The organism is Ruegeria atlantica, from assembly GCF_001458195.1.
GTDB lineage: Bacteria > Pseudomonadota > Alphaproteobacteria > Rhodobacterales > Rhodobacteraceae > Ruegeria > Ruegeria atlantica.
Window position 1 is genome coordinate 158,371 of record NZ_CYPU01000068.1, and the last position, 25,929, is coordinate 184,299.

General features: G+C 58.7%; 30 protein-coding genes. 14 read left to right on the plus strand and 16 right to left on the minus strand.

Annotated elements, in window-relative coordinates:
* Positions 1-7: 7 nt before the first annotated feature.
* The 4 genes from RUA4292_RS17745 to RUA4292_RS17760 are packed head-to-tail and all read right to left on the minus strand — an operon-like array spanning position 8 to position 2,913.
* On the minus strand, positions 8-613 hold the full coding sequence (locus tag RUA4292_RS17745) for a pyridoxamine 5'-phosphate oxidase family protein (RefSeq protein WP_058278800.1): 606 nt from the start codon (positions 611-613) through the stop codon (positions 8-10).
* Positions 600-1,340 (minus strand): lysophospholipid acyltransferase family protein, encoded by a 741-nt coding sequence (locus RUA4292_RS17750; RefSeq protein WP_058278801.1) that lies wholly within the window; start codon positions 1,338-1,340, stop codon positions 600-602. Before RUA4292_RS17750 ends, RUA4292_RS17745 begins: the two co-directional genes overlap by 14 nt.
* A complete protein-coding gene (locus RUA4292_RS17755; protein ID WP_058278802.1) occupies positions 1,340-2,239 on the minus strand; it encodes a cell division protein FtsX in 900 nt (299 codons plus the stop codon). Before RUA4292_RS17755 ends, RUA4292_RS17750 begins: the two co-directional genes overlap by 1 nt.
* Positions 2,236-2,913, minus strand: coding sequence for a cell division ATP-binding protein FtsE (locus RUA4292_RS17760; protein ID WP_058278803.1), 678 nt, complete (start codon positions 2,911-2,913; stop codon positions 2,236-2,238). Before RUA4292_RS17760 ends, RUA4292_RS17755 begins: the two co-directional genes overlap by 4 nt.
* A gap of 184 nt (positions 2,914-3,097) precedes the next feature.
* Here RUA4292_RS17760 and RUA4292_RS17765 point away from each other — a divergent pair, with 184 nt between their 5' ends.
* Complete coding sequence (locus tag RUA4292_RS17765) at positions 3,098-3,829, plus strand: zinc-ribbon domain-containing protein (protein ID WP_058278804.1); 732 nt, start codon at positions 3,098-3,100, stop codon at positions 3,827-3,829.
* A 6-nt stretch (positions 3,830-3,835) separates the two neighbouring features.
* Here the strand turns inward: RUA4292_RS17765 and RUA4292_RS17770 are convergent, their stop codons facing one another.
* The 5 genes from RUA4292_RS17770 to argH all read right to left on the minus strand — a co-directional run bounded on the left by RUA4292_RS17770 (position 3,836) and on the right by argH (position 9,539).
* The gene (locus tag RUA4292_RS17770) at positions 3,836-6,382 is read right to left on the minus strand and encodes a TIGR02302 family protein (RefSeq protein ID WP_306346075.1); all 2,547 of its coding nucleotides are present in this window, start codon (positions 6,380-6,382) and stop codon (positions 3,836-3,838) included.
* Positions 6,383-6,418: 36 nt separating this feature from the next.
* Positions 6,419-7,684 carry a diaminopimelate decarboxylase gene (lysA, locus tag RUA4292_RS17775; RefSeq protein ID WP_058278806.1) on the minus strand — a complete coding sequence of 422 codons (1,266 nt, stop codon included), beginning with the start codon at positions 7,682-7,684 and terminating at the stop codon, positions 6,419-6,421.
* 53 nt (positions 7,685-7,737) lie between these two features.
* Positions 7,738-7,887 (minus strand): hypothetical protein, encoded by a 150-nt coding sequence (locus tag RUA4292_RS25015; RefSeq protein ID WP_170562700.1) that lies wholly within the window; start codon positions 7,885-7,887, stop codon positions 7,738-7,740.
* An 81-nt stretch (positions 7,888-7,968) separates the two neighbouring features.
* Entirely contained in the window at positions 7,969-8,151 is a 183-nt protein-coding gene (locus tag RUA4292_RS17780; protein WP_058278807.1) for a hypothetical protein, read from the minus strand.
* Positions 8,151-9,539: an argininosuccinate lyase gene (gene argH, locus RUA4292_RS17785; RefSeq protein ID WP_058278808.1), complete on the minus strand. Its 1,389-nt coding sequence runs from the start codon at positions 9,537-9,539 to the stop codon at positions 8,151-8,153. Before argH ends, RUA4292_RS17780 begins: the two co-directional genes overlap by 1 nt.
* A 21-nt stretch (positions 9,540-9,560) precedes the next feature.
* Between argH and RUA4292_RS17790 the strand changes: the two genes are divergently transcribed.
* From RUA4292_RS17790 to yddG, 10 genes are all read left to right on the plus strand, one after another.
* Positions 9,561-10,127, plus strand: coding sequence for a TlpA disulfide reductase family protein (locus RUA4292_RS17790; protein WP_058273552.1), 567 nt, complete (start codon positions 9,561-9,563; stop codon positions 10,125-10,127).
* 92 nt (positions 10,128-10,219) lie between these two features.
* Positions 10,220-10,549, plus strand: a complete 330-nt coding sequence (locus RUA4292_RS17795; RefSeq protein WP_058278908.1) for a hypothetical protein — start codon at positions 10,220-10,222, stop codon at positions 10,547-10,549.
* Between the two features lie 60 nt (positions 10,550-10,609).
* Positions 10,610-10,996 (plus strand): hypothetical protein, encoded by a 387-nt coding sequence (locus tag RUA4292_RS17800; protein ID WP_058278809.1) that lies wholly within the window; start codon positions 10,610-10,612, stop codon positions 10,994-10,996.
* Entirely contained in the window at positions 10,993-11,964 is a 972-nt protein-coding gene (locus RUA4292_RS17805) for a sterol desaturase family protein (protein WP_058278810.1), read from the plus strand. The genes RUA4292_RS17800 and RUA4292_RS17805 overlap by 4 nt, the downstream gene beginning before the upstream one ends.
* A gap of 90 nt (positions 11,965-12,054) precedes the next feature.
* Positions 12,055-12,243, plus strand: a complete 189-nt coding sequence (locus tag RUA4292_RS17810) for a hypothetical protein (protein ID WP_145975011.1) — start codon at positions 12,055-12,057, stop codon at positions 12,241-12,243.
* A gap of 103 nt (positions 12,244-12,346) precedes the next feature.
* Positions 12,347-13,180: an EAL domain-containing protein gene (locus RUA4292_RS17815; protein ID WP_058278812.1), complete on the plus strand. Its 834-nt coding sequence runs from the start codon at positions 12,347-12,349 to the stop codon at positions 13,178-13,180.
* Between the two features lie 183 nt (positions 13,181-13,363).
* Complete coding sequence (locus RUA4292_RS17820; RefSeq protein WP_058278813.1) at positions 13,364-14,539, plus strand: acetyl-CoA C-acetyltransferase; 1,176 nt, start codon at positions 13,364-13,366, stop codon at positions 14,537-14,539.
* 187 nt (positions 14,540-14,726) lie between these two features.
* On the plus strand, positions 14,727-15,449 hold the full coding sequence (phbB, locus tag RUA4292_RS17825) for an acetoacetyl-CoA reductase (protein WP_058278814.1): 723 nt from the start codon (positions 14,727-14,729) through the stop codon (positions 15,447-15,449).
* A gap of 303 nt (positions 15,450-15,752) precedes the next feature.
* Complete coding sequence (locus tag RUA4292_RS17830; protein ID WP_058278815.1) at positions 15,753-16,700, plus strand: transcriptional regulator GcvA; 948 nt, start codon at positions 15,753-15,755, stop codon at positions 16,698-16,700.
* The gene (gene yddG, locus RUA4292_RS17835; protein ID WP_058278816.1) at positions 16,697-17,563 is read left to right on the plus strand and encodes an aromatic amino acid exporter YddG; all 867 of its coding nucleotides are present in this window, start codon (positions 16,697-16,699) and stop codon (positions 17,561-17,563) included. Before RUA4292_RS17830 ends, yddG begins: the two co-directional genes overlap by 4 nt.
* Here the strand turns inward: yddG and RUA4292_RS24230 are convergent.
* The 3 genes from RUA4292_RS24230 to RUA4292_RS17845 all read right to left on the minus strand — a co-directional run bounded on the left by RUA4292_RS24230 (position 17,560) and on the right by RUA4292_RS17845 (position 18,831).
* Complete coding sequence (locus RUA4292_RS24230; RefSeq protein WP_082637184.1) at positions 17,560-17,724, minus strand: YdcH family protein; 165 nt, start codon at positions 17,722-17,724, stop codon at positions 17,560-17,562. The two genes, yddG and RUA4292_RS24230, sit on opposite strands and share 4 nt — an antisense overlap.
* A gap of 121 nt (positions 17,725-17,845) precedes the next feature.
* The gene (locus RUA4292_RS17840; protein ID WP_058278817.1) at positions 17,846-18,619 is read right to left on the minus strand and encodes a tRNA1(Val) (adenine(37)-N6)-methyltransferase; all 774 of its coding nucleotides are present in this window, start codon (positions 18,617-18,619) and stop codon (positions 17,846-17,848) included.
* Positions 18,616-18,831: a putative signal transducing protein gene (locus RUA4292_RS17845; RefSeq protein ID WP_037316655.1), complete on the minus strand. Its 216-nt coding sequence runs from the start codon at positions 18,829-18,831 to the stop codon at positions 18,616-18,618. Before RUA4292_RS17845 ends, RUA4292_RS17840 begins: the two co-directional genes overlap by 4 nt.
* Before the next feature lie 56 nt (positions 18,832-18,887).
* Here RUA4292_RS17845 and RUA4292_RS17850 point away from each other — a divergent pair, with 56 nt between their 5' ends.
* Complete coding sequence (locus RUA4292_RS17850) at positions 18,888-19,886, plus strand: polyprenyl synthetase family protein (protein WP_058278818.1); 999 nt, start codon at positions 18,888-18,890, stop codon at positions 19,884-19,886.
* Here the strand turns inward: RUA4292_RS17850 and RUA4292_RS17855 are convergent.
* From RUA4292_RS17855 to soxR, 4 genes are all read right to left on the minus strand, one after another.
* Positions 19,879-20,700 (minus strand): 4-(cytidine 5'-diphospho)-2-C-methyl-D-erythritol kinase, encoded by an 822-nt coding sequence (locus tag RUA4292_RS17855; RefSeq protein ID WP_058278819.1) that lies wholly within the window; start codon positions 20,698-20,700, stop codon positions 19,879-19,881. The genes RUA4292_RS17850 and RUA4292_RS17855 overlap by 8 nt on opposite strands.
* A complete protein-coding gene (locus RUA4292_RS17860; RefSeq protein ID WP_058278820.1) occupies positions 20,690-22,402 on the minus strand; it encodes a tetratricopeptide repeat protein in 1,713 nt (570 codons plus the stop codon). Before RUA4292_RS17860 ends, RUA4292_RS17855 begins: the two co-directional genes overlap by 11 nt.
* Positions 22,403-22,506: 104 nt before the next feature.
* The gene (locus RUA4292_RS17865; RefSeq protein WP_058278821.1) at positions 22,507-24,153 is read right to left on the minus strand and encodes an electron transfer flavoprotein-ubiquinone oxidoreductase; all 1,647 of its coding nucleotides are present in this window, start codon (positions 24,151-24,153) and stop codon (positions 22,507-22,509) included.
* A 135-nt stretch (positions 24,154-24,288) separates the two neighbouring features.
* Positions 24,289-24,744, minus strand: coding sequence for a redox-sensitive transcriptional activator SoxR (gene soxR / locus RUA4292_RS17870; RefSeq protein ID WP_058278822.1), 456 nt, complete (start codon positions 24,742-24,744; stop codon positions 24,289-24,291).
* 88 nt (positions 24,745-24,832) lie between these two features.
* Here soxR and RUA4292_RS17875 point away from each other — a divergent pair, with 88 nt between their 5' ends.
* Positions 24,833-25,213: a VOC family protein gene (locus RUA4292_RS17875; protein ID WP_058273569.1), complete on the plus strand. Its 381-nt coding sequence runs from the start codon at positions 24,833-24,835 to the stop codon at positions 25,211-25,213.
* A 241-nt stretch (positions 25,214-25,454) separates the two neighbouring features.
* Positions 25,455-25,925: a transcription elongation factor GreA gene (gene greA, locus RUA4292_RS17880; protein WP_058278909.1), complete on the plus strand. Its 471-nt coding sequence runs from the start codon at positions 25,455-25,457 to the stop codon at positions 25,923-25,925.
* Positions 25,926-25,929 lie beyond the last annotated feature (4 nt).

Below are 25,929 nucleotides of genomic sequence, written 5' to 3' on the forward strand. Positions count from 1 at the left end.
CCCGCGCCTACCACATCGTCTTCGCGGCGCGCGCACCCCATTCCTGATCATATTGCGTGCCGCCTTCCTCGCCGTCCGACGCCTCGGCGAGGATTTCACCGACGGTCGGCACATGCGCGGTCTCGTCGCCACTGACCCAGGTACGGGCCCGCATCAAGGCACGGGCGCATTGGGTGTAAATCTCAGTGATTTCTATAACGATTACTGTTGCTGGTTTTTTGCCCTGCTTTTCGAACTGCGCGCGCAAATTTTCATCAGCCGTCACATGCGCCGTTCCATTCAATCGCACGACACCGTTGGACCCCGGCACCATGAACATCAACGACACTCGTGGGTCGCGCACGATATTGCGCAGGCTGTCCAGCCGGTTATTTCCGCGCCAGTCAGGCATCGCCAGTTTGTGCGGATCAAGTTCCAGTACAACCGGGCCGTCGTCACCTCGCGGGCTGCCATCGACACCCTCGGGCCCAACGGTGCTGAGGATGCACAGGCGCGACGCCATGATCCATTTGCGATAAAGCGGAGTGAGCTGTCTGGCCACTTTGCGCAGTGAAGGCGCGCCCGGTGTGCCGTAGAGCGACTCAAGCGTTTCGATGTTCTTAATGAGCTCCATCCGGTTCAAACCCCACTTCTCGCATCAATGCATTGGATCGTGTTTCGATCACGTCTTCCAGACGTCCAAGAAATTGATCCCGCCCCACACTCGGTTCGATCGGGTCAAGAAAGTCGACGATTGCAAGACCAGGTTTGCGCATAACCCCGGTACGCGGCCAGAAAACACCAGCATTCGTCGCAACCGGCACACAAGGAAAGCCCAGTCCTTCATACAGAACTGCCGTCCCAACTTTGTAAGGTTTCTTCGCCCCCGGTGCGACGCGCGTGCCCTGCGGGTAAATCACAAGCTGCCCGGGCTCAGAGAACTCTTTAGCCACGTCTTTGACCATCTTGGCGACGGCAGCACCCTTTCTGCCGCGATCAACCGGTATACACCCAAGGCGGCGGGCATAGAGACCGATAACCGGGGTATACAGCAGTTCCCTTTTCATAATGAACTTGCCGTGCGGGATGGCGCTGAAAATCATGATGATGTCGAGAAAGGACTGGTGTTTGGCTCCGATCACGACCTCGTCCACTGGAACGTTTCCGCGAACCTCACAACGGATGCCAACCATCCAGCTGGCCAACCAGATCGTCGATCGCGCGTAGGTTTTACATGCCTGCAAAGCCCCGCGTTTGGTAAACAGCGCGTAGGGCGCGAAAACGATACCAAGGATCAGCATCCACGCATAAATCACGATCATGAAGATCAGAGAGCGCACCCATTGGATCGCTGTAGCCATCACGAAAGCTCCTTCAATTTGCGCACCGCCGCTGTCCAGGTGGCCAAGAACGCCACCGCAGCCCCCAGCAGAGGTATCAGCGCAGGCAACAGCCAGCCAACCCCCTGAAAACCCAATCCAGTCAGAAACCCGCCTTCAACTGAGGCTTCGGGTAACAGCAGAACACCGGTCATGCCGAACAGCACGCCGACCAGCGCACCGAAGAAAGCGCGATATGTGAACCGCCGTACAAATGCGCTGGCGATAAAACGATCACGGGCACCGACCAGACGCAGGACTTCGATGATCTGCGCATTGGCCGCCAATGAGGCATTGGCCGCCAGCGTGATCATCGCCGCCGTTGCGCCGCCAATCAGCAGGATAGACACCCAGCCCAATCGCCGCAGCGAGTTTGCCGCCTCGACCAGCGGCTCGCGCCAGCGTGAATGGTCGTCCAGCACGGCGCCGGGCACTTCGGCGCCAAGTCGCAAGCGCAAGCCAGCGGTATCTAGACCCGGTTCGCCCTCGATGATTTCTATCAGTTGCGGAATAGGCAGCGTATCCAGCGGCAAATCAGGACCGAACCACGGGGACAAAAGCGCGACCTGTTCCTCTGCGGTCAGGGCGCGTGCCGACGCAACGCCTGGGGTTTGGGTCAGCACGGTCAGCGCGGCCTCGGTCTGGGCGGAAAGCTGTTCGGCGGGCGCGTTTATACGCAAAGTGGCAGCCCCTGCTAGTTCCGATGCCCAACGGTCGGCCAGCCGGCCTGATGCCAGCGACAAGGCAAGCGCGAAAACGGCCAGAAAGGCCATCGCGCCAGAAACGAACAGTGTCAGCTGCGCCGTGTAGCCGGATGGTGGAACAACCCGATCTGCGCGTTTGTCGCGCACCAGCATGCTGCGGATGGTGCCCTTGTTCATAGATCCGCCCCCGCCAATTGAATCTGGCGCTGCGATATCCGAAGGACACGGGCCTGAACCTGGCTTTTGGCCGCGCGGATCAGGCTCAGGTCATGGGTCGCGATCAGCACGGTCTTGCCCATCTTGTTCAACTCGACCAGCAGGCGCAGCAATCGCTGGGACATTTCCCAATCCACATTGCCGGTCGGCTCATCGGCCAGCACAACGTCCGGCGACAAGATAACCGCCCGCGCCAAAGCTGCGCGCTGACGCTCACCCCCGGAAAGTTCCGGCGGAAGCGCATCGAGCCGTGTGCCCAGCCCGACCCAGTTCAGCAATTCCAGCAGGTCTTCTTTCTGCGCATTCTCGCCTTTGCCGGACACCATCAATGGTAAAGCGACGTTTTCAGCCAAGGTCATATGGTCCAGAAATCGGCAATCCTGATGCACGACCCCGATCCGGCGACGCAGCAGCGCCATCTGATCTCGGTCCAGGCGTGCAATGTCCTGCCCAAATGCGGTCATCCGTCCTGATGTGGCCAGCAACGCGCCATAACATAGCTTGAGCAAGGTCGTCTTGCCCGCACCCGACGGACCGGTCAGAAAATGGAACGACCCCGGCCGCAACTGAAGCGACACGTCGCTTAGCAACTCACCATCACCATAGGTGTAGCTGACGTTTTCCAGCTCGATCACAAGGGCCCCCAATTATTGTTGCCGCCCTTCTTGCCCGAGCGCGGTTGTGGTTTCAATGCCTGCACCGGGTCGAATTGGTGACACTTGCCGTGTGAAACCGAAAACACCCTTTGCGGTCAGGTCTTAACGGAATAACATCCCTGAAAAAACTATTATCAGGTCGGGCCCCCGACCGGGAGGCAGCATGCGTCTTACTTGTCCGAATTGTGGTGCTCAGTACGAAGTGCCAGACGAGGTCATTCCCGAGGAAGGCCGCGATGTGCAGTGTTCCAACTGCGAAAAGACTTGGTTTCAGGCAAAATACCCCGAAACTGCATCTGAACCGGTAAAGCCGGAACCGCCCGCGGACGAACCCGCGGCAAAGGCGGAAACGCCAGAGATTGTCGCGAAACCTGTCGAAGAGCCCAAATCAGAGCCCGAACCTGCCGCAGCTTCCTCGACCGGCAATGTCGACCCGGCGGTTGCCAACATCCTCAAGGAAGAAGCGGCCCGCGAAGCAGACCTGCGCGCCCACGAAGGCGGCAGCCTTGAGACGCAGACCGATTTGGCACTCGACGCGCAGCCCGAAGTGGAAAAAGCCGCTAAGGACCCGATCGCGACAGAAACCGCAAAGGATTTCGGTCAGAAAGACGCGCTGCCGGATATCGAGGCAATCAATTCCAGCCTGCGCAGCGACGACCCCTTGCCAAAGCTGGACGAGGACATTCCCCCGCCCGCCAAGTCTGGCGGATTCCGGCGCGGGTTCCTGCTGATTCTGATTGTCGGCGTAATCCTGTTGCTGATCTACAGCAATTCTCAGAAGATTTCCGAAGCGGTGCCGCTGGCTGATCCGGTTCTCAGCAGCTATGTCTCTCTGGTGGATCAGGCGCGTTTGTGGCTTGAGGCACAGACTGGGTCCGGCACTTCTCAGAACTGACTTAGATCAGAACCTCTCTAACAGGCGTTTGAGGTATTCAAGTTCGATCTGGGGGCGATCCGATTCCCCAGTCCGGCGGCGGATTTCGTCCAGCAATTCGCGGGCGCGGCGATAGACATCTTCACCCTGCAGCAGATTTTCATCGGTCGAGATTGTGCCATTGGCCCCCGGGGCGCGGCCCAGCGGATCACGGTTGTCGGCTTGCATGTCGCCTTCCTGCGAACCTTGGCCCGGCTGGTTCTGCTGGTTTTGTGCCAGCGCTTCGCCTAGGGATCGCATGCCCTCGCGCAGGGCCTCCATCGCTTCGGACTGTTGGTCAATTGCTTCGGCCAGATCATCGCCGCGCAGGGCTTCTTCGGCACCTTCCATCGCGCGCCCGGCACGGTCCAGCGCATCGCGCGCGGCGTCACCTTCGGGCGTTCCGGTTCCGGGCAATCCTTGCTGCTGGCGGTTCAGCTCATCGCGTAAGGCCTGTTGGCGATCTGCAAGTGACCCCTGGCCTTGCTGGCTGCCGCTGCCCTGTTCGTCAGTCCCCTGACCCTGACCGCCTTGTCCTTCGTGGCTCTGGCCCCGGCCCTGCCCACCCGAGCGGCCTTCGTTGCCCTGGCTTTCGCCGGCTTGCGCGCCGGGGTTGAACTGTTCCTGCAGATCACGGAAGGCTTGATCGCTCAGACCCTGCTGTTCGCGCAGAGTTTCGGCCAATCCTTCCATCGCCTGCTGGCCTTCGGACTGTTGTCCCTGACCCTGGCCCTGGGTAACGCGCATATTCTCCATCATCTGCTGGAACTCTTCCAGCGCTTGCTGCGCCTCGGCCATGCGGCCCTGTTCCATCAGCTCCTGAATTCGGTCCATCATGCGCTGCAGATCGTCCTGCGTCATTTGCATGGACTCGCCGTCCTGACCTTGCTGGTTCTCGTCGAACTCGCCGTTTTCCTGCGCCAGACGTTGCAATTGGCGCATGTAGTCCTGCGTTGCCTCGCGCAGTTCCTGCATCAACTCGGCGATCTCTTCATCCGTGGCACCGTTTTTCATCGCCTCTGTCAGGCGCTCCTGCGCGCGGCGCATGCGTTCCAGCGCGTCGGCAAGGGTGCCGTCTTCTATCAGAACACCTAGCTCCCAAAGCGCCTCGGCGATTTCTGCCTGCTGTTCCGGTTTCAGGCCGTACTCATTGAACATCTCCAACCGACGCAGGATCACGCGCAGGCGCAGATAGGCAGTGTCTGACCGGAAAAGTTCTTCGGGCCGGTGCGATACCGACCGCAGCATCTGCGAAACCCGGGTCGCGTTTTCGCGCGTCCACAGTAGATCGCGGCGCTGTTCGATTACGGCAGCCGCCAGCGGATCAAAGAACCGACGGGCGGGCAGCGCAGTCGCATAAGGCTCGGATTGCCCCTCTTGATCCGCCGCGTCTCGGGCCATCAAAGTGATTTTTACCGGCAAATGCGCCCATGGATGCTGTGAAAAATCCTCGATAAGATCTTCGGTGAAATCCGCACGGTCGCCGGTGATCGGCATGGGTAGTTCAACCGTTATGACCTCGCGCGGCTCAGGCGCAGCCGTCAGACCATACTGCCGGTCGACTGAGGCCAGATCCAATTCGATCACAGCCGAGCCGGATACCACGCCATAATCATCGCTGGCAGCGAATGGCAGTTTCATCTGACCGCCGGCCTCGGACTCGGCGGAACCCGCCACGGCCACCTGTGGGCGGGTATCCGTAATGACGTTCAGCGCCCAGTCGCGGCCCGATGGGCCGTCGATTATGAACTGGCCCGAGCGTTCGACGACAAAATCCTGCTCCGGCTCGGTGGCCGCCTCAGTGCCCAAAGGCGTGGTGGTTTCAGTCAAACTGTGCGCGCCGATTTCCCCGTAGAACCGCAAAGTGATCCGGCTGCCCTGCGGGACAGACAGTGTTGGATCGGATTGATCAGCCAGATACAGCGTCGGTAGCCCGGTGTAACGCGGCGGCTCAACCCAGCCTTCCCAGCTGGGGCCTTGCCCTGCCACGGCAGCGCCCGGCGTCATCTCAGCCACTGAGCCGATGCGCCAGAACGACCCGAACATCGCTGCGATCACCAGCGCAAGCAGTGCCGAATAGCGCAGCGCATAGGGGTCGCGATCTGCCAGCCGCAAATCGGGTTTGACAGGTTCCGCCTGCGCAACACGTCGCGCCATCCTATTCTGGTGCGCGCGCCACAACGCGACAGAATCCGCGTCCATCGCGCCGATGGCCTGATCATCTATCAAAGCTTGGATAGGCCGCCCCGGCATCGCCGCATCCAGCCGCATCAGCGCTTCGGCACGTGAAGGGAAATGGAATCGCCTTGCACCAACAAACAGCGTAGCGGCCAGCCCCAACAGTGCGACAGCGCCCACGCCCCAGACGATTTCAACGCGGACCTCGTCCTGCAAACCCAGCATCAAAGCCGCCAGAATCGCCATCAAAACCGAGAACAAGGGCCAAAATGCACGCAAGAACTGCTCGGCCAGCATCCCTGCGTGCGTCAGCCACAGGGACAGTCTTGGGATCGGCAGGTTGTGTATTGCGCGCAAAGCGGGCCTCCTGATCGGGCCCACGCGCCTATCGCGTCAAAGCCACTCAGGTATGGTATCGCGGTTTATGATTTCGTCAAAGCTTGGCCGTTCACGAATAACTGCAAATTGATCCCCGTGCACAAGTACCTCTGGGATCAGGGGACGGGTATTGTACTCGCTGGACATCACCGCGCCATAGGCCCCGGCGCTGCGGAATGCGACCAGATCGCCCGGTGCCAGCGGCGGCATATTGCGTTCCTTGGCAAAAGTATCGCCACTTTCGCAAACCGGGCCAACAATGTCATAGGGTTGCTGTTCGACGCCCGGAGCGGGTTCCTGCACGGCCACAATATCGTGATACGCCTCGTACATCGCTGGGCGGATCAGGTCGTTCATCGCGCCGTCGAGGATCAGAAAATCACGGCCCTCGCCAGATTTCACGTAGATCACTTTGCTGACCATCAAACCCGCATTACCGGCAATCAGGCGGCCAGGTTCGATCTCGATCTCGCAGCCCAGATGGCCCAGCGTTTTCTTGATCAACGCGCCATACTCCACCGGCAACGGTGGTGCGTCATTGGCGCGGGTGTATGGAATGCCCAATCCCCCGCCCAGATCAAGGCGTCGGATATTGTGTCCCTCGGACCGCAACTTTTCGGTAAGTTCGGCGACTTTGGTGTAGGCCAGCTCGAACGGCTCTAACTCGGTCAATTGCGAGCCGATGTGGACGTCGATACCGATCACCTCCAGCCCCGGAAGGCTGGCTGCGTGGGCATAAACCTCAGATGCGCGTGCGATCGGGATCCCAAACTTGTTCTCTGACTTGCCAGTCGCGATCTTGGCGTGGGTTTTGGCGTCCACGTCCGGGTTCACCCGAACGGTGATTGGTGCGACCACTCCCAGCTCCAACGCGATGGCGTTGATCACTTCCATCTCGGGTTCGGATTCGACGTTGAACTGGCGGATACCACCGCTCAGCGCAGCGCGGATCTCATCCGCAGTCTTACCAACGCCCGAGAACACGATCTTGTCGCCTGGCACGCCGGCCGCCTTGGCACGCAGATATTCCCCGCCCGAGACCACGTCCATTCCCGCACCGGCCTGTGCCAGTGTCTTCAGGATCGCCTGATTGCTGGCCGCCTTCATCGCATAACAGACCAGATGATCCATGCCGTCCAGCGCATTATCGAAAAGCTGGAAATGCCGCAATAACGTCGCGGTGGAGTAAACATAGAATGGTGTTCCGACCGCAGCTGCGATTTCGTAAATCGGGACATCCTCGGCGTATAGCGCGCCGTCGCGGTAGAGAAAGTGATCCATGACTGCGCGCTTAGACCAAAATGGCCTCGCGGATCAATGGATTCCGCGCAAGATCAGTTCGATGTAGAAATTCCGACCCTGCCATAGCCCGAGATTTTTACGCCGGTTCCGGTTGACGTCTCTGCGGGTTCTGGGCGGGGTTTATACGTCGGGTCGCAGGCTGCCAGAACGAACAGCGCGAGGATCAGGCCGATGATTTTCATTGTTTAAACTTCTTGTTGAGTTTGGTGTAGGGCCGTTCTGCCATGCAGGTAAGCATGGTTTTGCAAGATTGCTATCCGTGATTAAAGTCCCAGGAAAACCCCGAACCCGCCGCGACTTAGGCCGACTCCGACGCCACCATAGGTGCCGCTGCTACCGACACCGATATTTGCGCTCATCGTGGGTTGAATGGGTTCGCCATCCGCTCCGCAACCTGCCAGAAAAACCCCTGCCGACATCAGAAGGACCACACGTAGTATCAGCATCACAACAGCGCCTTCCACCGCTTGACCTGGGCACGCACCTGATCGGGCGCAGTGCCACCATAAGACTGGCGCGAGTTTACCGAATTTTCGACGGTAAGGACAGAATAGACATTATCCGTGATGTCTGCATGGACCGACTGCATGTCTTCCAGTGTCAGATCGGACAAATCACAGCCTTTGCTTTCGGCCATCGCAACCAGCGATCCGGTCACGTGGTGCGCATCGCGGAACGGCAGTCCCAGCACTCGAACCAGCCAATCGGCCAGATCGGTCGCGGTCGAAAAACCAGACCCGGCAGCGGCAGCAAGGCTTTCGCGGTTGGCCGTCATGTCCTTGACCATGCCTTCCATCGCCGCTAGCGCCAGCATCCAGTTGTCGGCGGCGTCAAAGACCTGTTCCTTGTCTTCCTGCATGTCCTTGGAATACGCCAGCGGCAATCCCTTCATGACCATCATCAGCGCTGTATTGGCGCCGTAAATCCGCCCCACCTTGGCACGGATCAGTTCGGCGGCATCAGGGTTCTTTTTCTGCGGCATGATCGACGAACCGGTCGAGAACCGGTCAGACAGCGTAACAAACCGGAACTGGGCCGAAGACCAGATCACCAACTCCTCGGCAAAGCGCGACAGGTGTACAGCGCAGATTGAGGCGGTCGATAGGAATTCGAGCGCGAAATCACGGTCGCTGACCGCATCCAGTGAGTTGGCGGCGGGGCGGTCAAAGCCCAGCGCCTCAGCCGTCATCTGACGATCGATTGGGAAGGACGTTCCAGCCAGCGCAGCAGCACCCAAGGGGGATTCGTTCATCCGGGCGCGTGCGTCGCGGACACGCGACAGATCGCGGCCAAACATCTCGACATAGGCCATCATGTGATGGCCCCATGTGACGGGCTGCGCCACCTGCAGATGGGTAAAGCCGGGCATGACCCAATCGGCGCCAGCCTCAGCCTGCGCCAAAAGCGCGCGGATCAGGGCCAGCAGGCCCGATTCAGCCGCATCAAACTGATCGCGGACCCATAGTTTGAAATCGGTCGCCACCTGATCATTACGCGAACGGCCTGTGTGCAAACGACCTGCGGGTTCGCCAATCACCTCTTTCAGGCGCGCCTCGACATTCATGTGGATGTCTTCCAGCGCGGTCGAGAACTGAAATTCTCCGTTCTGGATTTCTGACAAAACGGTGAGCAGCCCTTCCCGAATAGCCTGCGCATCACTATCAGTTATAACACCTGTGGCAGCCAGCATGGCGGCATGGGCACGCGAGCCTGCAATGTCCTGGGCTGCCATCCGCTGATCGAACCCGATCGAGGCGTTGATCGCCTCCATGATCGCGTCTGGACCGGCGGCAAAGCGGCCGCCCCACATCTGGTTCGAAGATTGATCGGTCATGTAAGAAAACCCGGAGTTGATATGCGCCTATTTCGTCTGATCCCCCTTTATATGGCCCTTGCGTTGGGTGCAAACGCGGCTTTGGCCACGGATGCCGAAACTCTGGCACCGCTCCGGGAGGACTCCCTGAAACGGCTGATCCTGCACAAAGAGCCAAAACCAGTCGAAGCAGTTGAATTTCAGCTTGAGGATGACGGCGGCACCGCGACGCTTGCGGATTACAAGGGCAAGTATGTTCTGCTGAACTTCTGGGCCACCTGGTGTGCGCCGTGCCGCAAGGAAATGCCCCAGATCGCAGAGCTGCAAGAAGAATTCGGCGGCGACAAGTTCGAGGTCGTAACACTGGCCACCGGGCGCAACTCGCCAGCCGGGATCAAGAAGTTTTTCGAGGAAAACGGCATCGACAACCTGCCACGTCATCAGGATCCCCAATCGGCAGTTGCACGCAAAATGGGCGTGATCGCCCTGCCCATTACTGTCATTCTGGACCCCGACGGCAACGAGATTGCTCGATTGATTGGCGATGCCGAGTGGAATTCGGACAGCGCCAAGGCCATCGTTTCAACCCTTGTCGAGGGCAACAGCTGAAGCATCAGGCCTTCCTGAACGTTTTGTGCTATGCTGAAACCGGCCCAGATGGGCCGGTTTTCGTTTGCAACCTGAAGGAAGGGGAGACGACGATGAAACCGGTAGTTCTGTTGATTGGAAAATTGCCCAACGTGATCGGTGATGTTGCGCGTCAATTGGATCACCTTCCGATCCAATGGCTTGGCGCGCATGATCAGGAAGAAGTCAAACGGCAACTGGACGAAGAGCCGCGCATCGCCTGCGCGATCATGGGTGCCGGTCTTGATGACAGGATACGCGGCGAGATGGTGGGCATCATCGCGGCGCGCAGGCCCGATATCTGTATTCACCTAAAGGATCGCGCCTCGGGGCCGGACGGGTTGGTGCCGTTTGTCCAGCGAGTTGTCCAGTATGAGGTTCTGGACAGTTTGGAACATAGCTGACGCGACGCCACCTTTGACAGCCTGCCTGCCGCTTTGCACTCTGCCGCGCAGGAGGACGGAATGCCGCTTGAAATTCTATTGGTTCTGGTGGTCGGAGGCATCGCCGGGATAACCCTGTTGCTGCACCTGTCAGGTAGATCCCGATTGCGCGTGCTATCGCCCGAATTGGCGTGGTCAGAATGGCTGCGCCATGCGCCGGATGATGCGATCATCGATGTCACCGTTGCACATGACGGGCACGCGGCCCTGATCCGAACCGAATCAGGAAATGGTCTGCTGTGGTCTTTTGGCGCAGACACCGTTGCCCGGCACTTGCTGGACTTTGATCTGCTGGATCACCCGCAAGGGTTCGAGGTTCAATTCCACGACTTTGGAACGCCCAAAGCCATAATCCACCTTGATGAACGCGAACGCCGCCACTGGCAGCACCTGATGGAGCCCGCATGACCGACCACGTGACTTTCCCGGACGCCGTGCAGTGGGCCGTCCCCTTTTTCATAGCTGCCATTCTGGCCGAGTTTCTGTGGATCGCCGTCAAAGGACGCGGCGGCCGCTATGAGACGCGGGACGCTGTCACATCGCTGATCATGGGGGCAGGCAACATCGCATCCGGCTTTCTGTTGGGATTCATCGCCTATGCATTCTTCATGTGGCTGTGGCAGATCACGCCGCTGAACCTGGGCACCTCTATCCCCGTTATCCTTCTGTGCTTTGTGCTGGATGATTTCCGCTATTACTGGGTGCACCGCTTTGGTCACCGCATTCGCTGGGTCTGGGCCAGCCACGTGAACCACCACAGCTCGCAGCACTACAACCTGACCACCGCCCTGCGTCAGACATGGACCTATACTTTTACCTTCATGATGGTGGTTCGCGCGCCTCTGATCCTACTGGGTTTCCATCCGGCGATGGTGCTGTTCGTCGGTGGTCTGAACCTGATCTACCAATTCTGGATTCATACCGAGGCCATCGGCAAGATGCCCCGCTGGTTCGAGGCGGTGATGAACACGCCCAGCCACCACCGCGCCCATCACGGTCGCAACGCACGCTACCTGGACTGCAACTATGCTGGCGTTTTCATCATCTGGGACAAGCTGTTCGGAACTTTCGTCCCCGAACAGGAAGATGACCGCGTCGACTATGGCCTGGTGCACAATATCGGCACGTTCAACCCGCTGCGCGTGGCTTTTCATGAGTGGGTTGGAATTTGGCGCGACGCGACACAACCGGGCCTGACAATGCGTCAGCGGCTGGCTTATTGCTTTGCACCCCCCGGCTACAGCCATGATGGCAGCCGGGACAATTCCGAACAGATCAAGGCCAAGCATCTGGACCGCCACCCGGAAGATCGTGGAACGCCCGGATTCGAACAATTCGACACCAAACAGCCCAATACGCAGGCAAAACAGGCCTGATACCGCCGATCTATCCGACCTGATTCTTGAAATCCGGCCCTCGCGTCCCATGTCCAAACGATGTGTGCAGTGCGAGTAACCGGAGGCAACATGACCAAACTGACAACCCTTTCCACCGTTATGGGTCTTACCGGAGTGGTGCTCGCTATGTTGACGGCTCTGGCTGGCGGTGCGACCGGGATCGTCGCATTGGGCTTTGGCATGATGCTTTTGGGGTTCATGGGTGCGCTGGTCGGTGGCTTTGCAGCGCTGGGACGCATCTGGGAAACGACACGTTGACCCAAGCCTGACTTCAATCAATTGCGTTTGTCTTAACCGCGGGTTCATACCTTTCCTCTGAAATCGTCACCGGACCGGCGGCGTTGAAGGAAACGGGTTGCATATGCGGAAGAAGGTACTGGCAGATTTGCCCGAAGGTGGGGACAGCCCCTTGAACGCGGCGGTCCAATCCCGCGATGCCTCGACGATTGAAATGGCGACCGAGGCGGTGAAGCACAAACAATGCAAACTGGCCTTTCAACCGGTGATGCAGGCGAACAGGTCGCATGGCGTCGCCTTCTACGAAGGCTTCATCCGTGTGCTGGACGAAACCGGTCGGGTCATCCCCGCGCGCGAGTTCATGCCACAACTGGAAAACACTCCAATCGGGCGCGAACTGGACTGTGTCGCGCTTGAAATGGGATTGCGGACGCTGACCAAAAACCCCGACATTCGCCTGTCCATTAACATGTCTGCCCGTTCGATCGGTTATGCTCGATGGTCGCGTGTGCTGGAGCGATTTTTGAAGAAAGATGCCAATATCGGCGAAAGGCTGATTTTGGAAATCTCAGAAAGCTCGGCCATGACGGTGCCTGAACTGGTGATCGATTTCATGGACCGGCTGCAGCCACGCGGCATCGCCTTTGCGCTTGATGATTTTGGGGCAAGCAATTTCAGCTTTCGCAATTTTCGCGAGTTTTTCTTTGATGCTGTCAAGATCGACGGCCAGTTCATCCACGGAATCGGCGAAAATCCGGACAATCAGGCGCTGGTGCGGGCCTTGATTGCCGTGGCGCGGGAATTCGAGATTCTGGTGACCGCCGAATCAGTCGAAACACAGAAGGATGCCGAATTCCTTATCGCTAACGGCGTCGACTGCCTGCAGGGGTTTCTGTTTGGCGCCCCGACCGTTTCCGCCCCATGGAAGGCGGAAAAGCGCAAACATACAGCCAGTTAGAGTGATTTATCCGGTCCACGCCCGACCTGAGACAAGCTGACCGTTGCTGCAACTGCAGCGTTGCGCTATGCCATGTGGAGTTGGAGCGGGGAACATGAGGCGCTCTCACTGCCACAGAGTTATCTCTGTGCGATCCGCGCCGTCGAATATCCCGCAGGACCTTGACGGTAAAGGATTGTCTAAATGACCAACGTAGTAATCGCATCCGCCGCGCGCACCGGAGTGGGCAGCTTTGGCGGCTCGTTTGCAAACACACCCGCGCATGATCTTGGGGCCGCCGTACTGGAGGCCGTAGTCGAACGCGCAGGCGTGGAAAAGGGCGAAGTCAGCGAAACCATTCTGGGACAGGTTCTGACAGCAGCTCAGGGTCAGAACCCCGCCCGTCAGGCGCATATCAATGCCGGTCTGCCACAAGAAAGTGCGGCCTGGGGCCTCAACCAGGTTTGCGGCTCGGGCCTGCGCGCCGTTGCTTTGGGCGCACAGCACATCCAACTGGGCGACGCCGATATCGTTGCTGCCGGTGGTCAGGAAAACATGACTCTGTCGCCCCACGCCGCCGCTCTGCGTGCCGGTCAAAAAATGGGCGACATGAAATACATCGACACGATGATCCGCGATGGTCTGTGGGATGCGTTCAATGGCTATCACATGGGCCAGACCGCTGAAAACGTCGCCGAGAAATGGCAGATCAGCCGTGACATGCAGGACGAATTCGCCGTCGCCTCGCAGAACAAGGCTGAAGCCGCGCAAAAGGCTGGCAAGTTCGCCGACGAAATCACGCCCTTCACCATCAAGACCCGCAAGGGCGACATCGTGATGGATGCTGACGAATACATCCGTCATGGCGCCACCATGGAAGCGATGGCAAAGCTGCGTCCGGCCTTCGCAAAGGACGGTTCGGTCACGGCCGCAAACGCATCTGGCCTGAATGACGGCGCGGCGGCGACCCTGCTGATGTCCGCCGAGAATGCTGAAAAGCGCGGGATCGAGCCTTTGGCCCGTATCGCATCCTATGCAACCGCCGGTCTGGATCCGTCGATCATGGGCGTGGGCCCGATCTACGCTTCGCGCAAAGCGCTGGAAAAAGCGGGCTGGTCCGTTGACGATCTGGATCTGGTCGAGGCGAACGAAGCGTTTGCCGCACAGGCCTGCGCCGTGAACAAGGACATGGGCTGGGATCCGTCGATCGTGAACGTGAACGGCGGCGCAATTGCCATCGGTCACCCGATTGGCGCGTCCGGCTGCCGCGTTCTGAACACGCTGCTCTTCGAAATGAAACGCCGCGACGCAAAAAAAGGTCTGGCGACCTTGTGCATCGGTGGCGGCATGGGCGTCGCCCTGTGCGTGGAGCGCGACTAAGTGCTTTGACAAGCGAATAGAAAAGGGCGTCCCTTGGGCGCCCTTTTTTGTTACATAGGGGCCTTAACCCAAAGATGCGACGATATTGCCACGCGGAATTTAGAAAATCATGACGAAACAATATTGCGCACGATCACCTCTCAAAGTAACAGCATTACCAAGACGACTTTAATTGGAGGATTCCTAAATGGCACGTACAGCACTCGTTACCGGCGGCTCCCGCGGCATCGGCGCAGCAATTTCCAAGGCGCTCAAGGCCGAAGGGTACAATGTTGCAGCCACCTATGCGGGGAACGACGAAGCCGCCGCGAAGTTCACCGAAGAGACCGGCATCGCTACCTACAAGTGGAACGTCGCTGATTACGACGAATCCAAGGCCGGAATTGAAAAAGTCGAAGCCGAGGTTGGCGCGATCGACATCGTGGTCGCAAACGCAGGCATCACCCGTGACGCACCTTTCCACAAGATGACCCCCGAACAGTGGCACCAGGTCATCGACACCAACCTGACCGGCGTGTTCAACACAGTGCACCCTGTCTGGAACGGTATGCGCGAGCGTAAGTTTGGCCGCGTCATCGTCATCAGCTCGATCAATGGTCAGAAGGGTCAGTTTGCTCAGGTGAACTATGCCGCGACCAAAGCGGGCGATCTGGGTATCGTGAAATCGCTGGCGCAAGAAGGCGCGCGCGCAGGCATCACCGCCAACGCCATCTGCCCGGGCTATATCGGCACCGACATGGTTATGGCGGTACCCGAGAAAGTGCGAGAATCGATCATCGCGCAAATCCCGGCTGGCCGTCTGGGTGAGCCCGAGGAAATTGCGCGCTGCGTGGCGTTCCTGGCATCCGACGATTCTCAGTTCATCAATGGCTCGACCATCTCGGCCAACGGTGCACAATTCTTCGTCTGATCTGAGGCGCAGAAAAGACAACGGGCCGGTCCATTGCGGACCGGCCCTTTTTTATCCCGTAAGAACGCGCGCGCTGCGTTCAGCGGGAACCGAATAGCCACATAAGGGCGTGTTTGATAATCTTGCCACGTTCAGCATGGGCCCGCTGAAAGGCGCGGGCAGCTGCGGGGTTGGTCGTCATTTCGATCATGGCAGTCATCCTTTCAGTTCAGCTGTGTTTGACTTGAACCCAATATGCGCCTTATCAAGAAAGGCGACAAACGAACTTTCCTTGGGTTTCAGTTAAGACATTCTTGTGTATTGATGGGCGACTATCTTCCCCCGCTAACCGCCCTGCGTGCCTTCGACGCCGCAGCACGCCACATGTCCTTTGCCAAAGCCGCAAAGGAGTTGCGCGTGACCCCGGCAGCCCTGTCTTTCCAGATCAAATCACTGGAGGAACATCTGGGCCGGCCCTTGTTTCACCGCTTGAACCGCGCGGTTGAGTTGACCGAGGCCGGACGCGCCCTTGCCCCCGGCGCGACCGAAGGATTCGCCGCACTGCAGACGGCATGGCAAGCTGCTCGCCGACAGGGCAACGATACCTCGCTGACCGTGACAGCAGGCCCGGCGCTGACAGCCAAATGGCTGGCACCGCGCCTGTATGATTTTGCACGGGCGCATCCCGAGATTGACCTGAAATTCTCAGCAACGTTGCGGATTATGGACCTTGAACGTGATGACGTGGATGTGGCCATTCGATTTGGTTACGGGGGGGATGAAGGATTGTATTCCCTGCAAGTTCGCAAGGAATGGCTGACCCCGGTGATGACACCAGATCTGGCCGAGCAATTCCCCACCCCCGACAGCCTGCGGGACGCACCACTGATCTTTGACGATTCGATTGCGTTCCTGCAACCGCCAAGCGATTGGCCAACCTGGTTCCGCGCAGTCGGAGTGGATTATGCCCCAACGCATGGGGCGCATTTTTCGAACGCAGACCACGCAATTGATGCTGCGGTTGCGGGCGTTGGCGTGGTACTGGGTCGCCGGGCTATGATCTTGAAGGATCTTACCGAGGGACGTCTTGTTGCTCCGTTCAAAACGGCTATCGAAACACAAGGCCGGTTTCGGTTTCTGTGCTTGCCAGGTGCAGAAAACAGGCCCCAAATCACCGCTTTCCGCGACTGGTTCATGGCCGAGATCGAAAAGACCGCGCATATCTCGGACGAATTCAACATCATCCCGGTCCAAGAGGTTCAAAGCCTATGACCAAATCGCGCGCTACAGCCATCGGGTTTGCCGCCGTCTTGCTGTGGTCGCTGCTGGCCTTGTTCACCGTCGGGTCATCCCCCACGCCGCCACTGTTGCTGAATGCAATCTGCTTTTCGATTGGTGGAACACTTGGCCTGATCTGGACTTGGCGCAGCGGTGGGTTGCGGCAATTGCGGGACGTGCCGTGGACTACCTATCTGTTCGGCACAATCGGGTTGTTCGGCTATCACGCGCTATATTTCTCGGCCCTTCGCATGGCCCCGGCGGCCGAGGCTGGCCTGATCGCATATCTCTGGCCGTTGCTCATCGTGTTGTTTTCCGGGCTTTTGCCGGGCGAACACCTGCGCATGGGACATTTGTTTGGCGCATGTCTGGGGTTTGCAGGGGCTGCCGTGATCATCGCCGGAGGCGGCAGCACAGGGTTTCAGACCGACCACCTGCCCGGCTACGCCTTGGCCTTGCTATGCGCGTTGACGTGGTCTGGATACTCGGTCCTGTCGCGTCGGCTGGGCGATACACCAACCAGCTCTGTCGCCGTTTTCTGTATTGCGACCGCCATAGCATCCGGTTTGCTGCACCTTGCTGTCGAAGATACCGTCTGGCCTGACAGTGCCTTTAGCTGGACGTCCGTGATCGCACTGGGCCTGGGGCCGGTGGGGTTGGCGTTCTATGTCTGGGATATCGGGGTCAAGCAAGGCGACATACAGCTCTTGGGGACGGCGTCGTACGCGGCACCCTTGTTGTCTACGCTAGCTTTGGTTGTGGCCGGGACCGCCGCCCCGTCCTGGGGTCTGGCGATCGCGGCCCTATTGATTACTGGCGGCGCGGCCATTGCCGCGCGGGCGAGTATGAAAACCTAGGCTGACAGGCGTTCGATCTCTTCTTTTAGCCTTAGTTTTTGTTTTTTGAGTTGAGCAATATGGAGATCATCGATGCCTGGCGAGCGTTGGGCTTGTTCAACTTCAAGACCGAGAGTTTCGTGCTTTTTCTTCAGTTCGGTCAGATGTGCGCTCACGCTCATGGCGATACTCCTTCGTTGGTGTCTCAGGTTCACGTAAGAAGTTGACCACATCGTTTCCAGCCTGTCACGCCGCAGACGCACAGAATCTGTAATAAATCCGACAAATTCGGCTGGTTAATGCCTATTGATCAGAAAACCCCGGCAGCGAGGCCCCTTCGCGCAATACGTCTGAGACCATTGGCGTATAACTTTCCCCATCACGTTCGTGCCGATCCCCGTCGTGTAAAACGACCGGCGCATGCAGCTGAAAATCGGCGCGGCCACCCTTTCTGGCCCGTAAAATTACCAGTTCGGCCTTACGACCGGCTCTGGCAGCCAGCGGCAGGATTTCGACCGATCCCAGCCGCCCTTCGCATGCCATCAATATGTCGGGAAGACGGTTGGCTTTCTGGATCATATGCAAGTACCCACGAGGCGCGAGGCGCTTGGCCGCGCAGTCAATCCATGTCTCCAAAGACGTTTGCTCGCCCAACGCAATACTACGCCCCGTGTTATCGGCCGCGCTATGCGCACCAGCACGGTAATAAGGCGGGTTTGCGAGTACATGATCGAATTGCCGCTGTTTGAGCGTAGCTGGCAATGCACTGATATCGGCCTCGAGTACCTCTAGCGGCGCGTCATTTTCCGCGGCGTTTCGGCGTGCCAATTCTGCATAGCTTGCCTGTAACTCGACCCCAACGGCCTGCAGACCCGGCACACGGGCCAGCAGGCACAGGATCGCGGCACCCGCGCCGCAGCCCAATTCCAGCACAGTGTGACCACGTGTCGCCGGGACCGCCGCTGCCAGCAGAACCGGGTCAACACCTGCACGATACCCTGCGCGTGGCTGACACAAACGCACACGCCCGCCCAGAAAGTCATTTTTGGTCAATTCACTATCGGAAAACAGGTTCATCTGCCCAGCGGGATTTCGTTGTCACGCATTACTCGTTCTGCGCGGGTCAGGTCGTCGGCTCGCACCATCAGGCGGCGCGGAAAGATTCCTATGCCTCCTTCGAGGATGCTCATATTTACGTCCATCTGAAAGCAGTCTATATCCTCGCCCTCAAGAAGGGCAGAAGCAAAGGCCAGAATCGTCGGATCGGTGCTGCGCAAAAGTTCTTTCATGGGGATGGATGTAAGGGCAAGGCAAGGCGGAAGTCGAGCCTTGTATCAGGAGAGTGATGAACATCGACACGATCTCGAAACCGCATGAGCGACTGGCCGAGATTCTGGACGGCGAAATGGATGCCGTAAACCAGTTGATCCGCACGCGCATGGCCTCGGAACACGCACCGCGCATCCCGGAAGTGACTGCGCATCTGGTTGAAGCAGGCGGCAAGCGTCTGCGCCCAATGCTGACGCTGGCGGCGGCGCGGATGTTTGACTATCCAGGTGATCATCACGTGCGACTGGCCGCGACGGTTGAATTCATCCACACCGCAACCCTGTTGCACGACGATGTCGTTGATGAAAGCGCACAGCGGCGTGGCTGCCCCACGGCGAACTTGTTGTGGGACAATAAATCCAGCGTTCTTGTCGGCGACTACCTGTTTTCCCGCAGTTTCCAGCTGATGGTTGAGACCGGGTCGCTGCGGGTGCTGGACATTCTGGCCAATGCCTCGGCCACCATTGCCGAGGGCGAAGTGTTGCAGATGACAGCTGCCACCGATCTGGGCACTACCGAGGCAATCTATTTGCAGGTCGTGCGCGGCAAGACCGCCGCGCTGTTTTCCGCCGCGACCGAAGTGGGCGGCGTGATTGCTGGCGCGGCTGAGGATCAGGTTAAGGCGCTATACGAATACGGCGATGCGCTGGGAATTGCGTTCCAAATTGCCGATGACCTGTTGGATTATCAGGGTGACAGCAAGGCGACCGGAAAGAATATCGGCGACGACTTCCGCGAGCGCAAACTGACCTTGCCCGTCATCAAGGCTATCGCACAGGCCACCCCGGAAGAGCACGCCTTTTGGGAGCGTACAATTGGTCGAGGCCGTCAGGAAGACGGCGATCTGGACCATGCGCTGAGCCTGATGAACAAATACGGCACGCTGGACGCCACACGGTCGGATGCATTTGGGTGGGCCACCAAAGCCAAGACCGCGCTGGATGCGCTGCCGGATCACGAGATCCGGTCGTTGCTGCGCGATCTGGCCGACTACGTGGTTTCGCGCCTCAATTAAGCTGCGTGGCGCGGCACCACCAATCGGGGTGCGCCGCGCCAATCTCGTAAGCTGCGAAATGGGCGGCTTTCATGGTTGGGTAGAGCGCAAAACAGGTCGAACCCGAACCTGACATCCGAGCCAGCAGAACATCTTTCGTATCCGACAGATCATCCAGCACCCGGGCAACCTCGGGTGCGATGCCCTTTGTCGGCGGCTCTAAGTCATTGCGTTGTTCCTGCACCCAATCCGCGCATGCCTTGGGCGTTTCAAAGACCGGGATATCATCGGGCATTGGCGGGTTGTTGCGGCTCTGCAAGGCAGAGAATACGGCACCGGTTGGGACTTCAACACCAGGATTGACCAAAAGCGCCGGCAATTGCGGCATTGAGACCGGCTGCAACCGCTCGCCGATGCCGCGCATCCGGGTGGCCCTTGCCATCATGCAAACCGGCACATCCGCACCAAGGGTCAGGGCAATTTCGCTGGGGATAGCCACGCCCTGATCTGCAATCATGCGCAATGTCGCCGCGGCGTCGGATGATCCGCCGCCAATGCCACCACCGTGGGGCAGCGCTTTGTTCAGGTTGATATGCCCGGTCCATCCAGCAGCGACGGCGGCTTTCCAGACTAGATTTCGGTCATCCGCCGGAACGCCCTTGGCGTGTTCACCGGCCACTGACATCGACAGCTCTGACCCCAGCGTGAATTCCAGCTTATCCCCGACATCTGCAAACACGACGAGAGAGTCCAGCAGATGATATCCGTCATCGCGTCGGCCGGTCACATGCAGGGTCAGGTTGATCTTGGCGGGCGCAAAACCCTCAATTGCCATTGGCGACTTTCAGGGGATCGGCGCCTTCTTCGGTCAAGACCGCGTCCAGGCCCACCTCAATCTTGCGACGAATGCGCTCGGGGTCGGCCTCACCATCCGTGTCGTCTGGATCAACAAAGGACAGAGCACGCTTCCACTGAAATTCAGCTTCGCGCGCGCGGCCCACTGCCCAATAGACATCGCCAAGGTGGTCGTTTACCACAGGATCAACCGGCATCAGTTCGACCGCACGCTCCATATGCGCGACGGCTTCGTCATAGCGGCCCAGTCGGAACAGAACCCAGCCAAGACTGTCGACAATATAGCCGCTATCAGGGCGCGCCGCGACAGCGCGTTCGATCATGTTCAGTGCTTCGTCCAGCTTTTCCTGCCGTTCGACCAGCGAGTAGCCCAAATAGTTCAGAACCTGTGGTTGATCAGGGTTCAGTTCCAGCGCGCGACGGAAATCGGCCTCAGCCGCTTCCCAATGCTTGAGACGTTCATGCGAGATACCGCGGGCGTAATACAAAAACCAGTTGCCGCTGACACCCTGCTCTGTCAGGTCGATAGCAGTGTCATAGGTCCCAACGGCATCGACATAGTTTTCTTGCCGCCGTTGCAGATCAGCCAGGGCCACATGCACACTGGGCAGGCTGGGGCTTTGCGCCGCGAGGTTCTGCAAAACTTCGGCCGCAGCGTCCGTTTTTCCCGAACGGCTCAGAACCTCGGCCCGGCCCAACTCGGCCGCGTGGTAATCGCTACTGGTGGACGGCACCGTGCGATAGGCTTCGACGGCCAGGTCATATTGTTCCAGTGCATCCAGCAACTCGGCGCTTAGTAGGATTGCGTCCACGTGGTCCGGGCGCAGGAAAGCGGCAATCCGGGCATAGAGAAGTACATAGTCCTGTGACGCCTCGCTGCTGAGCGCGGCACCAACAGAAAAGAACACTTCAGCCATACCGTCCTGCGCCGACGGTATGTGTGTAAACGGCAACGTTTCACCCGCCTTCAAACGCGCCACGTAACCTTCGATGGATGGGTCGCTGCCCGCCGCGAAAACGTCTTTCAGATATTGCAGGGCGTCTTCGTTGCGGTCCAGCTGCGACAATACTTCGGTCCGGGCCAAGGCCGCCCGGCGCGAGAACCGCGACACTGCCCCGTTGTTTGCCGCAAAAATCTCTTCGGCCCCTTCGAAGTCACCAATCGACGCCAGCGCCAACGCCTTGTGGTAAAGCGCGAATTCCAGAAGCCCCTCCTGGGTGCCGACTTCGTCGAACTTTTCCATCGCTTTGGTCATGGCACCTTGCGCCACATAGACCCAACCCAGAACCAAGCCATCTACTAGTGGCCCAACGCCTTGGGTTTCAGGATCACGTGCAAGCAGCTCATCGAGCTTTCCGTCGTCGATCAGGTTGGCCATAATGACCATCTTTGCCGCCTGACTTGGCAGTTCGAGCGCCCCAATTGACTGCGCAACCGGCAGCGCGCGCTCAATCTCACCCAATGCAAGACGCGCTACGACGACGTTTTCCAGAAGTTTGCCATTTTCAGGGTCGGCGCGCAGGGCCTGCGCATAGTATTTCTCGGCAGAAATATAATCGCTTTGATAAATCGCCTGACGCCCGGCCAGATACGACCCGGAGCCAGAGTCCGACAGCGCCGGGAATGCAAATGCCGAGGTTAACAGCGCGGCAAATGCCGCGCGACGAACGAGGGAAGCCACCAAAATCCTGCCTTGCTATCGTTGACTGGACAACAAGCTAGGGCTTTGACCGGAAAGAGGCAATGGCAGAGCCTTCACGACCCCGCCATTGCCCATGTTTTCGCTTACATGTTGGGATAGTTCGGTCCATCCCCGCCCTGCGGCGTGGTCCATGTGATGTTCTGGCTGGGGTCCTTGATGTCGCAGGTTTTGCAGTGGACGCAGTTCTGGAAGTTGATGACGAATCGCGCACCATCTTCATCCTCGACCATCTCGTACACACCGGCCGGGCAATAGCGCTGCGCCGGTTCGTCGAACTTGGGCAGGTTTACTTTGACCGGGATTTCCGGATCGGCCAACTTCAGGTGGCAAGGCTGGCTTTCCTCATGGTTGGTCATCGCAAAGGAAACGTTGGTCAGACGGTCAAAGGACAGCTTGCCATCGGGCTTTGGATAATCGATGGGCTTGTGCTTGCTGGCCTCTTCGGTCGATTCAGCATCGTTCTTGCCGTGACCCAGCGTGCCCAGCAGCGAAAAGCCCAGCGTGTTAGTCCACATATCCATGCCGCCCAGCATCAGGCTGGCGGTCAGGCCGTATTTCGACCACAGCGGCTTGACGTTGCGCACCTTCTTCAGGTCTGCGCCGATTGCACCTTCGCGCACGTCGGTTTCATAGGCGGTCAGTTCATCACCCGAACGCTCGGCCTTGATGGCGTCAAACGCCGCTTCAGCCGCCGCTTTGCCCGACAACATCGCGTTGTGGTTGCCCTTAATGCGCGGCACGTTGACCATGCCTGCGGAACAGCCCAACAGAGCCACGCCCGGCGCAACCAGCTTGGGCATAGACTGATAACCACCCTCGGTGATCGCACGGGCACCGTAAGCGACGCGCTTGCCGCCTTTCAGCAGCTCGGCCACCATCGGGTGATGCTTGAAGCGCTGAAATTCCATGTACGGATACAGATGCGGGTTCTTGTAGTTCAGGTGAACCACGAAACCGACATAGACCTGATTGTTTTCAAGGTGGTAGATGAATGACCCGCCGCCCGCGTTGCTGCCCAGCGGCCAACCCATGGTGTGCGTGACCGAGCCTTCCTTGTGCTTGGCCGGGTCGATCTCCCAGATCTCTTTCATGCCCACGCCGTATTTCTGCACCTCTTTGCCAGCAGCGAGGTCATACTTGGCGATGACTTCCTTGGACAGCGAACCGCGCACACCTTCCGACAGGAAGACGTACTTGCCATGCAGTTCCATACCTGGCTCGGTCTGCGGCCCGTATGATCCATCAGGCTCTAGGCCGAAGACACCGGCGACGACGCCTTTGACTTCGCCATTGTCGCCATACACCAGTTCCGAACACGCCATGCCGGGGAAGATTTCCACGCCCAGCTCTTCCGCCTGTTCAGCCATCCAGCGGCAAACATTACCCATCGAAACAATGTAGTTGCCGTGGTTGTTCATCAGCGGCGGCATTGGGAAGTTGGGAATGCGAATCTTGCCCGCCTCGCCCAGCATGTAGAAGTTATCTTCATGCACCGGCACGTTCAGCGGCGCGCCTTTTTCTTTCCAGTCCGGGATCAGTGCGTCCAGCCCGCAAGGGTCCAGAACCGCGCCCGACAGGATATGCGCGCCCACTTCCGAGCCCTTTTCCAGAACCACGACGTTCAGGTCGGCATCCAGCTGTTTCAGACGGATGGCCGCCGACAGGCCCGCGGGGCCTGCGCCCACGATCACCACGTCGTATTCCATCGCTTCGCGTTCAATCTCGGCCATCGCGGGCTCCCTAGCTAACTTTCCGAATTGGCGCTTTCACAGCATGCTCTGCGCAATTTTGTTTCACGGCTGATTACATGGTCGCAAACACCTTGGTCAATCAAAACACGGCGTAACTTTGCTGCAATGCGGCAGTTATGCCTCTGGTGAGTCCCCCATCAGGTACCTGGGACCGCTACCATTGGATTTTGCGCGGTCATCCGGGTTGTAGAGGGCGCATTTCGGCAGGCTTAGACATCCGCAGCCAATGCAGCCATCCAAATTGTCGCGCAAGCGCGTCAGGGTATCGATTCGCTGGTCCAGATGGGCCCTTAGCCCCTTGCTGATGTCCTGCCAATCCTGCGGTGTTGGCGTGCGGTTTCCAGGCAGGCCAGACAGGACCTCGCGGATCTCGGGCAAGGTCAGGCCGAACTGCTGCGCAATCATCACAAAACTCAGGCGCCTGATATCTGCGCGCTGATATCGCCGCTGCCCGCCCGCATTGCGCCAGGGCGATATCAGACCTTGCGCCTCATAGTACCGGATCGCCGAAACGGCCAAGCCTGTGCGTCGGGCCAATGCGCCAATTGCCAACCCTTCCGAAGCCGCCATCACATCCTCCTGAAAAATCCCTTGATCTAAAGTTAGGTTTAGGAATTATGGTGAGTCGGGACAAGCCTCAAAACACGAAGGAGATCCCATGATGGCGACACTTGAACACACCAACTTCACCGTTCGCGACCCGCAGGCCTCGGCCGCGTGGATGCACAAGGTGTTCGGTTGGAAAACACGCTGGGAAGGCCCGGCAATTGCAGGCGGTTACACGGTTCACGTGGGCTCCAAGCACACCTATCTGGCGCTTTACGCGCCCAGCGATCCACAACCGTCCGGGGAAAGCAGCTATGACATCGTCGGAGGGCTGAACCACGTGGGCGTTCTGGTCGAAGACATCGACACGACCGAGCAGAAGGTGATCGACGCCGGTTTTACGCCCAAGTCCCATGCTGATTATGAACCGGGTCGGCGGTTCTATTTCAATGACGACAATGACATCGAATTCGAAGTGATTAGCTACGATTAAGGAGTTCTGGGAAACACCCGATAGATTCTTCATCGCCAATGCCCCGAGAGCCACGAGCGTGGCAGGGTATTGGCGATTCAAACTTTTCCCGAACACCATAGGCCGTAATCCGCGCGTTGTGCGACCAAGCCCCCTTGCAATTCACGCCTCATTTGGGTCAGTTAATTGACGACCCATCAAATCGCCCCGACGCGTGTCTCATGCGGCGGGGCGAACCAATTTATGCGTGGACGACAAGAACATGGAAAAAATTCCAATGACGCCTGCGGGTAATGCCGCGCTTGGGGCGGAGCTCAAAAACCTCAAGTCCGTCGAGCGCCCGGCGATCATCGAAGCCATCGCAACAGCGCGCGAGCTGGGCGACCTGAAAGAGAATGCCGAGTATCATTCGGCCCGCGAAAAGCAGGGCTTCATCGAAGGTCGCATCAAAGAGCTGGAAGGCATTCTGTCGCTTGCCGATGTGATCGACCCCGCCAAACTGAACGGCGCGATCAAATTTGGCGCAAAGGTCACCCTGGTGGATGAAGACACTGACGAGGAAAAGACCTGGCAGATTGTTGGCGAATACGAAGCCAACATCGAAAACGGCCTGCTGAATATCAAATCCCCCATCGCGCGGGCATTGATCGGCAAGGAAGAAGGCGACAGTGTCGAAGTACGCACCCCCGGCGGTGTGCGGTCCTATGAAGTTCTAAGTATCGAGTATGCCTGACCGG

What these genes read in the sequence shown, in the direction of transcription:
- RUA4292_RS17790 (WP_058273552.1), top strand. Translation starts at nt 9,561, where the DNA reads ATGCGCCTATTTCGTCTGATCCCCCTTTATATGGCCCTTGCGTTGGGT.
- RUA4292_RS17815 (WP_058278812.1), top strand. Translation starts at nt 12,347, where the DNA reads ATGCGGAAGAAGGTACTGGCAGATTTGCCCGAAGGTGGGGACAGCCCC.
- RUA4292_RS17865 (WP_058278821.1), bottom strand. Translation starts at nt 24,153, where the DNA reads ATGGCCGAGATTGAACGCGAAGCGATGGAATACGACGTGGTGATCGTG.
- RUA4292_RS17855 (WP_058278819.1), bottom strand. Translation starts at nt 20,700, where the DNA reads ATGGCAATTGAGGGTTTTGCGCCCGCCAAGATCAACCTGACCCTGCAT.
- RUA4292_RS17850 (WP_058278818.1), top strand. Translation starts at nt 18,888, where the DNA reads ATGAACATCGACACGATCTCGAAACCGCATGAGCGACTGGCCGAGATT.
- RUA4292_RS17750 (WP_058278801.1), bottom strand. Translation starts at nt 1,340, where the DNA reads ATGGCTACAGCGATCCAATGGGTGCGCTCTCTGATCTTCATGATCGTG.
- RUA4292_RS17845 (WP_037316655.1), bottom strand. Translation starts at nt 18,831, where the DNA reads ATGAAAGAACTTTTGCGCAGCACCGATCCGACGATTCTGGCCTTTGCT.
- RUA4292_RS17755 (WP_058278802.1), bottom strand. Translation starts at nt 2,239, where the DNA reads ATGAACAAGGGCACCATCCGCAGCATGCTGGTGCGCGACAAACGCGCA.
- phbB (WP_058278814.1), top strand. Translation starts at nt 14,727, where the DNA reads ATGGCACGTACAGCACTCGTTACCGGCGGCTCCCGCGGCATCGGCGCA.
- RUA4292_RS17745 (WP_058278800.1), bottom strand. Translation starts at nt 613, where the DNA reads ATGGAGCTCATTAAGAACATCGAAACGCTTGAGTCGCTCTACGGCACA.
- RUA4292_RS17780 (WP_058278807.1), bottom strand. Translation starts at nt 8,151, where the DNA reads ATGCTGATACTACGTGTGGTCCTTCTGATGTCGGCAGGGGTTTTTCTG.
- lysA (WP_058278806.1), bottom strand. Translation starts at nt 7,684, where the DNA reads ATGGATCACTTTCTCTACCGCGACGGCGCGCTATACGCCGAGGATGTC.
- greA (WP_058278909.1), top strand. Translation starts at nt 25,455, where the DNA reads ATGGAAAAAATTCCAATGACGCCTGCGGGTAATGCCGCGCTTGGGGCG.
- RUA4292_RS17840 (WP_058278817.1), bottom strand. Translation starts at nt 18,619, where the DNA reads ATGAACCTGTTTTCCGATAGTGAATTGACCAAAAATGACTTTCTGGGC.
- RUA4292_RS17875 (WP_058273569.1), top strand. Translation starts at nt 24,833, where the DNA reads ATGATGGCGACACTTGAACACACCAACTTCACCGTTCGCGACCCGCAG.
- RUA4292_RS17810 (WP_145975011.1), top strand. Translation starts at nt 12,055, where the DNA reads ATGACCAAACTGACAACCCTTTCCACCGTTATGGGTCTTACCGGAGTG.
- RUA4292_RS17820 (WP_058278813.1), top strand. Translation starts at nt 13,364, where the DNA reads ATGACCAACGTAGTAATCGCATCCGCCGCGCGCACCGGAGTGGGCAGC.
- RUA4292_RS17805 (WP_058278810.1), top strand. Translation starts at nt 10,993, where the DNA reads ATGACCGACCACGTGACTTTCCCGGACGCCGTGCAGTGGGCCGTCCCC.
- yddG (WP_058278816.1), top strand. Translation starts at nt 16,697, where the DNA reads ATGACCAAATCGCGCGCTACAGCCATCGGGTTTGCCGCCGTCTTGCTG.
- RUA4292_RS25015 (WP_170562700.1), bottom strand. Translation starts at nt 7,887, where the DNA reads ATGAAAATCATCGGCCTGATCCTCGCGCTGTTCGTTCTGGCAGCCTGC.
- RUA4292_RS17830 (WP_058278815.1), top strand. Translation starts at nt 15,753, where the DNA reads ATGGGCGACTATCTTCCCCCGCTAACCGCCCTGCGTGCCTTCGACGCC.
- RUA4292_RS17800 (WP_058278809.1), top strand. Translation starts at nt 10,610, where the DNA reads ATGCCGCTTGAAATTCTATTGGTTCTGGTGGTCGGAGGCATCGCCGGG.
- RUA4292_RS24230 (WP_082637184.1), bottom strand. Translation starts at nt 17,724, where the DNA reads ATGAGCGTGAGCGCACATCTGACCGAACTGAAGAAAAAGCACGAAACT.
- argH (WP_058278808.1), bottom strand. Translation starts at nt 9,539, where the DNA reads ATGACCGATCAATCTTCGAACCAGATGTGGGGCGGCCGCTTTGCCGCC.
- RUA4292_RS17795 (WP_058278908.1), top strand. Translation starts at nt 10,220, where the DNA reads ATGAAACCGGTAGTTCTGTTGATTGGAAAATTGCCCAACGTGATCGGT.
- RUA4292_RS17765 (WP_058278804.1), top strand. Translation starts at nt 3,098, where the DNA reads ATGCGTCTTACTTGTCCGAATTGTGGTGCTCAGTACGAAGTGCCAGAC.
- soxR (WP_058278822.1), bottom strand. Translation starts at nt 24,744, where the DNA reads ATGGCGGCTTCGGAAGGGTTGGCAATTGGCGCATTGGCCCGACGCACA.